Annotated in this window: 10 protein-coding genes; 2 read left to right on the top strand and 8 right to left on the bottom strand. The window is 30.0% G+C overall.

What is annotated here, in order from left to right; all coding sequences use genetic code 11:
- Nucleotides 1-91: 91 nt before the first annotated feature.
- Complete coding sequence (locus tag BUA86_RS08925) at nucleotides 92-2,134, bottom strand: S9 family peptidase (protein ID WP_072931892.1); 2,043 nt, start codon at nucleotides 2,132-2,134, stop codon at nucleotides 92-94.
- A gap of 62 nt (nucleotides 2,135-2,196) precedes the next feature.
- Nucleotides 2,197-2,967 carry a hypothetical protein gene (locus BUA86_RS08930; RefSeq protein WP_072931893.1) on the bottom strand — a complete coding sequence of 257 codons (771 nt, stop codon included), beginning with the start codon at nucleotides 2,965-2,967 and terminating at the stop codon, nucleotides 2,197-2,199.
- A gap of 145 nt (nucleotides 2,968-3,112) precedes the next feature.
- Between BUA86_RS08930 and BUA86_RS08935 the strand changes: the two genes are divergently transcribed.
- Nucleotides 3,113-3,865, top strand: coding sequence for an SDR family NAD(P)-dependent oxidoreductase (locus BUA86_RS08935; RefSeq protein ID WP_072931894.1), 753 nt, complete (start codon nucleotides 3,113-3,115; stop codon nucleotides 3,863-3,865).
- A 93-nt stretch (nucleotides 3,866-3,958) separates the two neighbouring features.
- Nucleotides 3,959-4,615 carry a fructose-6-phosphate aldolase gene (fsa, locus tag BUA86_RS08940; RefSeq protein ID WP_072931895.1) on the top strand — a complete coding sequence of 219 codons (657 nt, stop codon included), beginning with the start codon at nucleotides 3,959-3,961 and terminating at the stop codon, nucleotides 4,613-4,615.
- Between the two features lie 391 nt (nucleotides 4,616-5,006).
- Here the strand turns inward: fsa and BUA86_RS08945 are convergent, their stop codons facing one another.
- From BUA86_RS08945 to BUA86_RS08970, 6 genes are all read right to left on the bottom strand, one after another.
- Nucleotides 5,007-6,113, bottom strand: a complete 1,107-nt coding sequence (locus BUA86_RS08945; protein WP_072931896.1) for an endonuclease — start codon at nucleotides 6,111-6,113, stop codon at nucleotides 5,007-5,009.
- A 454-nt stretch (nucleotides 6,114-6,567) separates the two neighbouring features.
- On the bottom strand, nucleotides 6,568-7,092 hold the full coding sequence (locus BUA86_RS08950) for a hypothetical protein (RefSeq protein WP_072931897.1): 525 nt from the start codon (nucleotides 7,090-7,092) through the stop codon (nucleotides 6,568-6,570).
- 34 nt (nucleotides 7,093-7,126) lie between these two features.
- A complete protein-coding gene (locus tag BUA86_RS08955) occupies nucleotides 7,127-8,407 on the bottom strand; it encodes a UDP-N-acetylmuramoyl-tripeptide--D-alanyl-D-alanine ligase (RefSeq protein ID WP_072931898.1) in 1,281 nt (426 codons plus the stop codon).
- Between the two features lie 54 nt (nucleotides 8,408-8,461).
- A complete protein-coding gene (gene metF, locus BUA86_RS08960; protein ID WP_072931899.1) occupies nucleotides 8,462-9,418 on the bottom strand; it encodes a methylenetetrahydrofolate reductase [NAD(P)H] in 957 nt (318 codons plus the stop codon).
- Nucleotides 9,419-9,752: 334 nt separating this feature from the next.
- Entirely contained in the window at nucleotides 9,753-12,416 is a 2,664-nt protein-coding gene (metH, locus tag BUA86_RS08965; protein ID WP_072931901.1) for a methionine synthase, read from the bottom strand.
- Nucleotides 12,404-13,402, bottom strand: coding sequence for a homocysteine S-methyltransferase family protein (locus BUA86_RS08970; protein WP_072931903.1), 999 nt, complete (start codon nucleotides 13,400-13,402; stop codon nucleotides 12,404-12,406). Before BUA86_RS08970 ends, metH begins: the two co-directional genes overlap by 13 nt.
- Nucleotides 13,403-13,419: the final 17 nt, after the last annotated feature.

Genomic DNA, 13,419 nt, shown 5'->3' on the forward strand with positions numbered 1-13,419 from the left:
GTGGTAAAATAATCTACTTTATAAAAAAAAGGAAAAGTTTAAAACCTCTCCTTTTTTATAATTAATATTTTGATTTATGTATTACTTTTTATTACTCAGTTATACCTTCCAGCATAAATAAGAATGCATCTTCTTTGGCATCTTCTTTTAAAGACTCAAATCTACCAGAAGCACCACCGTGTCCTGTATCCATATTGGTATCTAAAAGTAAAATATTATCGTTTGTTTTTAATTCTCTCAATTTAGCAACCCATTTTGCAGGTTCCCAATATTGTACTTGAGAATCGTGTAAACCTGTTGAAATATATAAATTAGGATATGCTTTTGCTTCCACATTATCGTAAGGAGAATATTCTTTCATATAATGGTAATATTCTTCATCGTTAGGATTTCCCCACTCGTCATACTCTCCAGTAGTAAAAGGAATACTTTCGTCTAACATTGTTGTTACAACATCCACAAAAGGAACTTGGGCTACAATACCATTAAATAAGTTTGGTTCGTAATTAATTACAGCACCCATTAATAATCCACCAGCAGAACCACCCATTCCGTATAAATGAGTAGAAGATGTGTAATTCTTTTCAATTAAAAATTTAGCACAATCGATGTAATCAAAAAATGTATTTTTCTTTTCTAGCATTTTTCCATCTTCGTACCATTCACGTCCTAAGTATTGTCCACCACGAATATGCGCAATTGCATAAACAAAACCTCTGTCTAATAAACTTAAACGGATAGAACTAAAATTAGGCTCAATAGTATAACCATACGATCCATAAGCATAAAGTAGAAGCGGTGTATTTTCGTTTAATTGAGTGTCTTTGTGATGAACCAAAGAAATAGCTACTTTTTCACCATCTCTTGCTTCTGCCCAAATACGTTCAGAAGTATAATTTTCCTTCTTAAAATCACCTAAAACAGTTTGTTCTTTTTTTACTTCCGATGTTTTATCGTTCATATTAAAATCGATAACAGAAGTAGGTGTTGTTAAAGAAGTATAACCATATCTCAGAATATCAGTATTAAAATCTGGATTCGTTCCAGAACCAACCGTATATGTTTCTTCGTTAAATGGTAAATAATAATCTGCAGATTTGTCCCATGCTTTTATATTAAGCTGAATTAATCCATTTGTACGCTCTTCAACAACTAAATAATTTTGGAAAATTTCAAATCCTTCAATAAATGTTTCTTCACGATGTGGAATGACATCAATCCAATTATTTTGCTCCGTTTTTTCGATAGATGTTTTCATTAACTTAAAGTTAAATGCATCATCTTTATTAGTTTGGATGTAAAATTCTTTCCCGAAATGCTCAATTGAATATTCTAAATCGCGTTCGCGTTCCTGAAATATTTTAAACTCAGCATCTGGCTCATTTGCAGGAATAAAACGATATTCGTCCGAAACTGTAGAAGAGGAACCAATGATAATATATTCTCTCGATTTTGATTTGTAAACGTAAACAGAAAATGTATCGTCTTTCTCCTCAAAAACTAAAGTGTCTTCGCTTGCATCAGTTCCTAATTTATGTTTCCAAATTTGATATGCACGTAATGTATCATCTTTTCTCGTATAAAAAAGTGTTTTATTATCAGCAGACCAAACAGAACCACCAGTCGTGTTTTCTATAACATCTGGTAAAATTTCTCCTGTTTTTAAATCTTTAATTTGAATGGTATAAATTCTACGTGATACATTATCAACACCAAAAGAACATAATTCATTATTTGTAGAAATAGAGATTCCTCCCAAATTATAATACGAATGTCCTTCTGCCATTAAGTTAACATCAAACAAAATTTCGTCGTTATTATCTAAAGAATCTTTTCTTCTTTTATGAATAGGATATTCTTTCCCTTTCTGAAATTCTGTTAAGTACCAAAAACCATTTAATTTGTAAGGAACAGACGAGTCGTCTTCTTTGATACGTGCTTTCATTTCCTCAAATAATTTCGTCTGAAACTCTTCTGTAGGCTCTAAAATAGCTTTTGTATACGCATTCTCGTCTTCTAAATATTTTATAACTTCTGGATTCTCTCGCTCGTTTAACCAATAGTAATTATCGATACGAACATCTCCATGTTTTTCTAATTTTTTTTCTATTTTTTTAGCAATAGGTGCTTGCATATTTATTTCTTTTCTGAGGAAAAATTCTTTTCAGAATTTTTTTCGAATTAATTATTTATAACTTATTTCGTATAAGTCGTTTTAGTCCATGTTTTATCAGCAGTCTGATAGTCAATTGAGATTTCATTTTCCGAAACAAAACCAATTGTTTGATAATTCCCTTTAGGTGAAATTACAGTTACATGGTAAACATTCTTTTGAGAAGAAGGATAGAATTGAGCAACTATTTGTGCAGTTTCTCTATTCATAAAAATAAAACTACCTTGTGATAAAGTAGCTACTTCATATTTTTGTCCATTTAAAGAATATATTTTGTTCTCTGAAACACTTACAATAACTGGTTGTTCATTTGTAATAGTAGTTGTAGTGTTTGTAGTAGTTGTAACAGGTTGTTCTTGTTGAACTGTATTTGGAACTTCTTTTGCATTTTGCATCGGCGCTTTTGCCATTGCAATAGCTAATGCTTCTTGGTAACCTTTATCAAATTCCTTTATACTAGAAATTCCTTCGTACTCACTAATAAGATTTTCGTTACAATCTGTAAAAACAACTTTTAATTTATTTTTAAAAGTACTTTTCATACTTTCTATGTTTGCTTTTGCTGCTAAACAAGGATTGTTTTTTAAATCTGTAGGTTTTTCTGTTACACCTTCAACAACAATTTCATAATTTTTCTTTCTTAAATGCATTTTTAAGTGTGCATCTAATTTGTAATTATTTTTATCGAAGTCAGCAAATTTTCTTGGAACAGTAATGTATTTGTAATCACTAACAGATTGAGCTTTAGCAAGTGAAAAAATAGTCAATAATAAGACAGTCAGGATATTTTTCATTATTTTAATATTTAATCAAATTTAAAATTTTTTAAGCAATAATGATGATATAATACATTTATTTCTGAGGTAATTTTAAGAAAATTTTAAAACCATTTTTCATAATTATAGTTAACTTTAGTAGACACAAATTAAAATAAGCAAAATGGGAATTTTAAAAGAAAAAGTAGCGATTGTAACTGGAGCAGGTTCTGGAATAGGAAGAGCTATTGCTAAATTATATGCACAAGAAGGAGCTAAAGTTGTTGTTTCTGATATTAATGAAGAAGGAGGAAGCGCAGTTGTAGAAGAAATATTAAATGTAGGTGGCGAGGCAATATTTTTTAAAGCAAATACAGCTTCTCCAGATGATAATGAGGCATTGGTTAATGCAGCATTAAAAGTTTACGGAAGATTAGATGTAGCATGTAATAATGCAGGAATAGGAGGACCAGCTTCTTTAACAGGTGATTACACAGCAGAAGATTGGAAAAAAGTAATTGACATTAATTTTAATGGTGTTTTTTATGGATGTAAATACCAAATAAAAGCAATGGAGCAGAGTGGAGGAGGTTCTATTGTTAACATAGCATCTATTCACGGAATGGTTGCAGCAATAATGAGCCCTGCTTATACATCTTCTAAACATGCTGTTGTTGGATTAACTAAAAATATCGGAGCAGAATATGGTACTAAAAACATTCGTTGTAATGCTGTAGGACCTGGTTATATTAAAACACCATTGTTAGAAGAACATTTAACTCCAGAGCAATTAGAAGCATTGGTTGCTAAACATCCAATTGGTCGTTTAGGAGAAGCTGAAGAAGTTGCAGAATTAGTTGCTTTCTTAAGTTCTGACAAAGCCTCATTTATGACAGGAGGTTATTATATGGTAGATGGAGGTTATACTGCACTTTAATCTAAAAATATAACATAGATATTATAAAGGATTAAATCTATATTTCATGATTTAATCCTTATTTTTGTATAAACATATTAGAAAAATAAAAGAATGAAATTTTTTATCGATACAGCAAACTTAGCTGATATAAAAGAAGCTCAAGATTTAGGAGTTTTAGATGGAGTAACAACAAACCCATCTTTAATGGCAAAAGAAGGTATTACAGGACAAGAAAATATTATTAATCACTACAAAGCAATTTGCGAATTAGTTGATGGTGATGTTTCTGCTGAGGTAATTTCTACCGATTTTGAAGGAATGGTAAAAGAAGGTGAAGCTTTAGCTGCTTTAAACCCACAAATCGTTGTAAAAATACCAATGACTAAAGATGGTGTAAAAGCATGTAAATATTTCTCTACAAAAGGAATTAGAACAAACGTTACATTAGTATTTTCTGTAGGACAAGCATTATTAGCTGCAAAAGCAGGAGCAACTTATGTTTCTCCATTTATTGGTCGTTTAGATGATATTTCTACAGATGGTTTAAACTTAATCGAAGAAATTCGTATCGTTTTTGATAACTACGCTTACGAAACAGAAATCTTAGCAGCATCAGTTCGTAACACAATGCATATTGTAAATTGTGCAAAAATTGGAGCAGATGTAATGACAGGACCATTATCATCTATCTTAGGATTATTAAAACATCCTTTAACTGATTCTGGTTTAGCTCAATTCCTAGCTGATTATGCAAAGGGAAACCAATAGTAATCACGGTTACAATTAAATAAATATTTAGAGTCGCTTATTTTTAAGCGACTTTTTTTATGGAAAAACCATTTTTAACACAATTTTATTATGAGATTTATAAAAGTTAATTAATTCGCAAAAAATGTGTTATTATTATAAATATTATTTAAAATATATTTTATAAATTGTAATTAATATTATGAAACCATAACATTTTTATTATTATGATAAATTTAATTGTTACACTTTCGGTCTTGTTTGGTATTCCTTTTATATTGGTTTTAGTACTTTATGGTATGACATTTTTTAAAAAAAATATAAACAATGACTAATTTTTCCTCATTTACTAAAAAATAAAATCCTTCACTTTACAGCGAAGGATTTTATAATTTTTATCTGTTTGTAATTCTTATTTAATTACAACTCTTTGGTTAATTTCCATTCCTTTACCAACAACTTTAATTACGTAAACACCAGGATTTGAGAAGTTAACTTCAACTTCTTTTTGGTGAGTAGAATTATTAACTTCGTTTACTTTTTGTCCATTAATATTAAAAACAGAAACTTTCTCAATTTGTTTTTTATTGTTTTCTAAACGAACAACTATAGAACGAGAAGTTTTGTTGTAAACCTTAACATCGTCACGTTTTTGATATTCGAAATCATCAGTTGCTAAATTAGCTCCCCATATTTTTTCTACATATTCTGGGTGATCGATATATGGATTTCTGTTCTTTTGACTCTTGTAAATTAAATTGTTAATGTCTATTTCTCTATCAGAAACAGGATCATTTAAATGCCAAGTAATTAATATTTTTAAGAAAGTATCTGTAAAAACTTTGTCTTTTGTACCGTTAAACATTGCATAAGACCAGTTTTGGATACCATCTTCTTGGTAACGTGTAGCAAAGTAAAGGTATGCACGTGCAACATCTCCTTTAAATTCATCAATTGGTTCAAATACAGTTCCTGAGTAACCTGCAGAATAACCTGAGTTTTTATTACCTCCTAATTTTGAGCCATTTAGTGATGTTTGTGAAGCTACTCCTACAACACCATGAGGAAAATTACTTCTTACTCCATTCACTTTTCCATCAGTTGGCCAAATATGGAAAGCATCAGCAACCATAGGAGATCTTTCGCTAAAAACACTTTGTGGAACTAAATGTTCTCTGTTATAACAATCACCTTCATTTCTGTAACCACTACTACCACATTGATTAGTACTTTTTGTAAAACTATATGGATCCGCTCCAGTAGGATTTTCAGAATAGATATCTAAAATAGTATTGTCTTTCTCATAATACTTATCTAAAAAACCATTGCTGTTGTCGTTTGAAGCATAAATTGTCCATAATCCTCCATAACCTACACTTGTGTGTCCTTTTATAATATTGTATAACTGTGTTTTAAGTTCGAACTTATCACCTGTAGCAGTATTATAATAATTTAATGGAGCTTGTGCAAAACCAATAAAACTAATAATGGTAATAAATAAAGTAAATCCTTTCTTCATATAAATCTATTTCAAATTAATAATTGTCCCTATATCAAGGAGAGCAAAATTATGAAACTAAAACAAATATCCATTTAAAATTAAATAATTTAATGATAATTTAAACTTGAATTTTTTTTTTAATGTTGCTAATTAATTAAAAACCTTATTTATAAATATTGTCATTATAGTTTATATGGTGGTGTAAATTATAATTACGTAGTGAATTTTTTATTCTCTGCGTAACCTTTGTGCTCTTTGTAGTTAAAATAATATAAAACGAAGTGGAAACTAGATTTAGTTTTAAGATATAAGATTATAAGGAATAAGGCTTGTCGAGTTGTGAATTATAATTTTACGCATTTTATCGAATCCTGTCATGTTGAGCTTGTCAAAACATAATAAAGAATTCTATTAAAATCTTTCAACAAACTCATTATGACAAAATACAATTAAAATAAGTTTATAATTTCAACTATTTTTTTTGATAATCATTGTAAATAATCAAAGAATCTTGAATTTGTTTATTTAAAAGTTTATATAAACTTGGTTGATTGAGAGTTGTTGTAGCAACTGATTTCAATCTTTTTTGAAAGTTTTTCTGAAGAGCCATAAATCTTGCTTTGTAGGCATCTTTGCTCATTTCTTTCTTTTCTCTTAAGCTTTCAAACTCTTTTCTAATTTTACGTGTATACAATTCAGATAAATCAAATTGTAATTGCATGTCATTTAATATCTCTTGATTTTTCATCGAAATCCAAGATGTATTTTGATCAACTTTATTATGGACAAATAATTCAGGAACTTGTCCATTTCCTTGTGCAATTTGCCATCCCATTCTCATGTCTAAAACTCCTTGAGGAGATTTAGTTTGATCTGGAGTTTTCTTAAAGTTCTCGTAGTTTAATTTAGTGCTCTTATCCCATTCTATATAATTTTGGGATTTTACTAATAATGGTAATAAGTAAATTATAATTACCGTAAAAAAATTTGTTTTCATAGGGATTTGGTTTTATAGGTTTAATGTTGTTATGTTATTCAATTATAAGTAGGTCAAGTCTCATACCGTGCGAGCCTTTGACTAAGATATTTTGAGTTAAAATGAGATTATCTTTCAAATATTCTTCAAAAGTAGTCCTGTTATCAAATTTTTTGACTTTCGAGTTGTGCGTAATAGTCTCTTTGAAATTTAGACCTAAAATAAAAATTTGGTCAAAATTTAAGCTTTCTGCTAAATCTAAAATTCGTTGATGTTCTATTTTAGATTCATTTCCTAACTCGAACATATCACCAATAATAACAGTTTTTGTTCCTTCAAATTTTACAAAATTATTTAATGCTGCTTCCATACTACTAGGATTGGCATTATAGGCATCCATTATAATTTTATGATTTTCTTTTTCTATAATTTGAGAACGACTGTTTGATGGAAAATAGTCTTCAATTCCTTTTTTAATAGTTACAGAATCAATTCCGAAATATGCTCCAAGAGTAATGGCACATGAGATATTGCTAAAATTATAATGTCCAGTTAAATGAGATTCAATTAGTTCGTTTTCATAAGAAACGGCTAAAAACTCTTGTTTGCTTTCAATTAATTTTATTTGATAATTTGTACTACTTTCATCAGAAAAAGTAATTCTTTTTATATCATTTGTTTTTTCAACCTGTAGCGGATCATTGTAATTAACAATAGCAGTTTTATTATTGCTACGTAAATAATCATACAATTCAGATTTTCCTTTTATAACACCTTCAATTCCTCCAAAACCTTCTAAATGTGCTTTTCCGAAATTTGTAATGTAACCATAATCAGGCTGTGCAATAGAAGCTAATAATTCTATTTCTTTCTGATGATTTGCACCCATTTCTATTACAGCAATTTCTGTATCTTCTGGTATAGATAGAATAGTTAATGGAACACCAATATGATTGTTTAGATTTCCGAACGTATAATGTGTTTTAAATTTTTCTTTTAATACAGCAGAAATTAACTCTTTCGTAGTTGTTTTACCATTAGATCCAGTTAAACCAATAAATGGAATCTTTAAATAATTTCTGTATTCACGAGCTAAATCTTGTAAAGTTTCTAAAGTATTTTTTACTAAGAAAATATTATTTGATGGATTTTCGTACTCTTCTTCATCAACAATAGCTAAAGTAGCACCTTGATTAATTGCTTCCTGAGCAAAAGTATTTCCATTAAAATTAGCACCTTTTAAAGCAAAAAAGATACAATCTTTTGAAATGTTACGTGTGTCCGTCGTTACTTTTTTAGATTTTAGAAAGTAATCGAATAATTCAGCTGTATTCATGGTAACAAAAATAAAAAATCTCAGTAAATTTTTACTGAGATTTTTCTTTATTTTCTAAAAAATAGCATTTGCAATTTTTTGTGTATTGATAGAGTTGCTCATTGTGTAGAAATGTAACCCTGGAACACCGAATTCTAATAACTCTTTAGATTGATTGATACACCATTCTAATCCAATTTGTTTTACAGTTTCTTTATCTTTTGCTTTTAAAACTTCCATAGCAAGTGTTTCTGGTAAGTCGAGATAAAAATTTTGAGGTAAAGTTTTTAACTGATTAAAAGTTGATAATGGTTTAATTCCTGGAATAATAGGAATATTAATATCCATTTCGCGGCATTTTTTTACAAAATCAAAATATTTCTGATTGTCAAAAAACATTTGTGTTACAATATAATCAGCACCTAATTCTACTTTTTTCTTTAGGTAGAACATATCCATTGCTAAATTCGGAGACTCAAAATGCTTTTCTGGATAACCAGCAATTCCGATACAAAAATCTGTTTTGTTAGTTTCTTGTAATTCATCGTCTAAATAAACACCTTTATTTAAAGCTGTAACTTGTTCTATTAATTCAGAAGCATAAGCATTCCCATCAACTTCAGGAACAAATGTTTTTTCAGATTTTATAGGATCTCCACGTAAAACCAATACATTGTCAATATCTAAGAAGTTAAGATCTATTAAAGCATCTTCTGTATCTTCTTTTGTAAATCCACCACAAATTAAATGCGGAATAGCATCTATCTTATAATGATTCTGTATAGCAGCACAAATAGCAACAGTCCCTGGTCTTTTTCTTACCTGATGACGTTTTAATAAACCATTTTCTTTTTGTTTGTAAACAAATTCCTCACGATGATAAGTAACATCTATAAATGCAGGTTTCATCTCAACCAAAGGATCTAATGTTTTGAAAGTGCAATTAACGTCTTGACCTTTTAATGGAGGTAAAATCTCCACAGAGAACAAAGGTTTGCCGTTTGCACGTTCTATATGTTCGGTAACTTTCATTATTTTATTTTCATTTAACGAAATCTAACTTCCGTTTTTATATTTTATTATTTCAATTTTCTTGTCTAAGTTCTCGATACAATTTTTCTTTATTCTATTATGAAAAACCACTCGAACTGACAGAAAATTTTATCTTTCTAATTATTTCTAATCCGTCATTTCGAGTGAAATTCGTTTAGAATTTTGTATCGAGAAATAAGTAAGGATTAATTAATTTTCTTGTCTAAGTTCTCGATACAATTTTTCTTTATTTCATTTCGGAAAATCACTCGAACTGACAGAAAATTTTATCTTTCTAACTTCTAACTTCTAACTTCTAACTTCTAACTTCTAACTAAGCTAAATTAGGACTAAGCCAGCGTTCAGCTAATTCAACAGAAATGTTTTTTCGTTGAGCAAAATCTTCAATCTGATCCATTTTAATTTTACCAACTCCAAAATATTTAGCCTTTTCATTTCCGAAATAATAACCAGAAACAGACGAGACAGGATACATCGCTAAAGAACTTGTAAGATTAATTCCAATTTTATTTGGAACATCTAGAAGTTGAAAAATAGTTTCTTTTTCTAAATGATCTGGACAAGCAGGATAGCCAGGAGCAGGGCGAATACCTTTGTATTTTTCTGCAATTAATTCATCATTAGATAATGTTTCATCTTTTGCATAACCCCAAATTTCTGTACGCACATGTTTGTGTAAATATTCAGCATAAGCTTCTGCTAAACGATCAGCAATTGCTTTTACCATAATAGAATTGTAATCATCTAAATTATCATGAAATTCTTTCGCATAATCTTCTATTTCTGTACCTGCTGTTACAGCAAAAGCTCCCATATAATCTTCGATTCCAGATTCTTTTTCAGCAATAAAATCTGCTATAGAAATATTCGGAATGTTTTTAGTTTTCTTTGCTTGTTGACGAATTGTATAGAATTCATTTAGTTTGTTATTATTTTCATCAAATAATTCTATTGTATCATCATTTATTGTATTGGCTTTAAATAAACCGAAAATACCTTTGGGTTTTGCTAAATTCTCTTCGTCAATTTTATTTAACATAGCCAATGCATCAACATATAATTCTTTTGCATTTTCACCAACAATTTCATCATCTAAAATAGCTGGGAATTTTCCGTGTAAATCCCATGTTTTAAAAAATGGTGTCCAATCTATAAACTCTCTTAAATCGGCAACTTTAGCTTCGTGTGTAAATACGCCTAATTTGTTTGGTTTAACTGGTTTAAATTCGTTGAAATCTAATTTTAGTTTATTCTCTCGTGCAGCTTCTATTGATAAATATTCTTTTACAACAGCTCTGTTTAAGAAACCTTCTCTTATTTTATCATAATCAACTTTTGTTTCAGCGATTAATGTATTTTGATTTTGACCAATTAATTTCTGACAAATTGTTACGGAACGAGATGCATCTAAAACATGAATTGCTTTATCGTATTCTGGTGCAATTTTTACAGCTGTATGTGCCTTAGAAGTTGTTGCGCCACCAATCATTAATGGGATATCAAGATTAAGACGTTTCATTTCTTTTGCAACATGTACCATTTCATCTAACGATGGCGTAATTAATCCTGAAAGACCAATTACATCTACTTTATTTTTCTGTGCTTCTTCTAAAATAATATCCGAAGAAACCATTACACCTAAATCTATGATTTCAAAACCATTACAGCTTAATACAACCGAAACAATGTTTTTTCCGATATCGTGTACATCACCCTTTACGGTTGCCATTAATATTTTAGCAGGTTCTTTATCTGTTTTATTTCTTAGTTTTTCTTCTTCTAAATAGGGTGTAAGGTAGGCAACAGCTTTTTTCATTACACGCGCCGATTTTACAACCTGAGGAAGAAACATTTTTCCACTTCCGAATAAATCACCAACCACATTCATCCCGTCCATTAAAGGACCTTCTATAACGCGTAATGGAGATTCTATTTTTTCTAAAGCTTCTGCAGTATCTTCATCAATAAATTCTGTAATTCCTTTAACTAAAGCAATTTCTATTCGTTTTTCTAACGGTAATTCGCGCCAAGCATTATCTTTCTTTTTCTCTTTAGTGACACCTTTTAAACCTTCAGCAAAATCAATTAATCTTTCTGTTGCATCATCACGTCGATCCAGTAAAACATCTTCTACATGTTCTAATAAATCTTTCGGAATATCATCGTAGATTTCAATCATTTCAGGATTAACAATTCCCATGTCCATTCCATGCTTAATTGCGTGATATAAAAAAGCAGTGTGCATAGCTTCGCGAACAGCATTATTTCCACGAAATGAGAATGAAACATTAGAAACACCTCCGGAAACCAATGCATGAGGAAGATTCTCTTTAATCCATTTTGTAGCTTCAAAGAAATCAATAGCATTACGGCGATGCTCTTCCATCCCTGTTGCAACTGGGAAAATATTGATATCAAAAATAATATCTCTTGGATTAAATTTTACTTGATTAACCAAGATATCATATGAACGTTTTACAATTTCTATTCTACGTTCGTAATTATCGGCTTGTCCGTTTTCATCAAATGCCATGATGATTGCAGCCGCTCCGTAACGTTTTATTTTTTTAGCATGAGCAATAAATAATTCTTCACCTTCTTTTAAAGAAATTGAATTTACAATTGCTTTTCCTTGAACGTTTTTAAGTCCTGCTTCTATGATTTCCCATTTAGAGGAATCAATCATAATTGGAACTTTAGAAATGTCAGGTTCAGAAGCAACTAAACGTAAATATTTTACCATAGAAGAAACACCATCAAGCATTCCTTCATCCATGTTGATGTCGATTACTTGCGCACCACCATCTACTTGATCACGTGCAATTTGAAGAGCTTCTTCGAATTTTTCTTCTTTTATTAATCGTAAGAATTTTTTAGAACCAGTAACATTCGTACGTTCACCAACGTTTACGAAGTTTGAATTTTCTCTAACAATTAAAGGTTCTAATCCAGAAAGTTGAATTTTTACGCCTGCCATTGTTCTGCAATTTTTCTTGGTTGGTATTCTTTTGCTAAGTCTGCCATTAATTTAATATGGTCTGGAGTTGTTCCACAACATCCTCCAATTATGTTGACAATTTTCTTTTCTAAAAAAGGACGAATATTTTCTAGCATCATTTCTGCCGTTTCATCGTAACCACCAAATGCATTTGGTAAACCAGCATTCGGATATGCACTAACATAAAAAGGCGCTTTTTCTGCTAAAACTTCTAAATATGGAATAAGATCTGTTGCTCCTAAAGCACAGTTTAACCCAACAGAAATTAAATCGATATGTTCTAAAGAAATTAAAAAAGCTTCTGTTGTTTGTCCTGATAATGTTCTTCCAGATTTATCTGTAATTGTTCCAGAAGCCATTAAAGGTGCGTTAATTCCTGTTTCTTCTATTGCATCTTGTATTCCAAAAAATGCAGCTTTTGCATTTAATGTATCAAAAATAGTTTCAACTAATAAAATATCTGCACCAGCTTCTAACATTGTTTTTGCCTGACGATAATAAACATTGGCTAATGTATCAAAGTCAATATCTCTAAAACTAGGATCATTTACTTGTGGCGAAATAGACGCTGTTTTATTTGTAGGTCCTAATGAACCAACTACAAAACGAGGTTTATCTGGTGTAGAATATTCTTCGCACGCTTCTTTTGCTAAACGAACAGCTTCATAATTTAATTCATCTACCAAATCCACCATATCATAATCCACCATAGAAATGATGTTAGCATTAAATGTATTTGTTTCAATTAAATCTGCTCCAGCAGCAAGGTATTCACGATGAATATCTTTTATAATTTTTGGTTGCGTTAAGACAAGTAAATCATTATTTCCTTTTAAGGAAGTATGAAAATCTTTAAATCTTTCGCCTCTATAATCATCTTCTTGTAAATTATGCTTTTGGATCATAGTTCCCATTGCACCATCTAGAATAACAATTCGCTCTTTAAGTATATCGTTTAATGTCATTTTTGTTATTTAATTAA

It is taken from the genome of Chishuiella changwenlii (assembly GCF_900142565.1).
In the GTDB taxonomy this organism is placed as follows: Bacteria; Bacteroidota; Bacteroidia; order Flavobacteriales; family Weeksellaceae; genus Empedobacter; species Empedobacter changwenlii.

Excerpts from the sequence above, each read along its gene's own strand:
- BUA86_RS08925 (WP_072931892.1), bottom strand. The coding sequence starts at position 2,134 with ATGCAAGCACCTATTGCTAAAAAAATAGAAAAAAAATTAGAAAAACAT.
- BUA86_RS08930 (WP_072931893.1), bottom strand. The coding sequence starts at position 2,967 with ATGAAAAATATCCTGACTGTCTTATTATTGACTATTTTTTCACTTGCT.
- BUA86_RS08935 (WP_072931894.1), top strand. The coding sequence starts at position 3,113 with ATGGGAATTTTAAAAGAAAAAGTAGCGATTGTAACTGGAGCAGGTTCT.
- fsa (WP_072931895.1), top strand. The coding sequence starts at position 3,959 with ATGAAATTTTTTATCGATACAGCAAACTTAGCTGATATAAAAGAAGCT.
- BUA86_RS08945 (WP_072931896.1), bottom strand. The coding sequence starts at position 6,113 with ATGAAGAAAGGATTTACTTTATTTATTACCATTATTAGTTTTATTGGT.
- BUA86_RS08950 (WP_072931897.1), bottom strand. The coding sequence starts at position 7,092 with ATGAAAACAAATTTTTTTACGGTAATTATAATTTACTTATTACCATTA.
- BUA86_RS08955 (WP_072931898.1), bottom strand. The coding sequence starts at position 8,407 with ATGAATACAGCTGAATTATTCGATTACTTTCTAAAATCTAAAAAAGTA.
- metF (WP_072931899.1), bottom strand. The coding sequence starts at position 9,418 with ATGAAAGTTACCGAACATATAGAACGTGCAAACGGCAAACCTTTGTTC.
- metH (WP_072931901.1), bottom strand. The coding sequence starts at position 12,416 with ATGGCAGGCGTAAAAATTCAACTTTCTGGATTAGAACCTTTAATTGTT.
- BUA86_RS08970 (WP_072931903.1), bottom strand. The coding sequence starts at position 13,402 with ATGACATTAAACGATATACTTAAAGAGCGAATTGTTATTCTAGATGGT.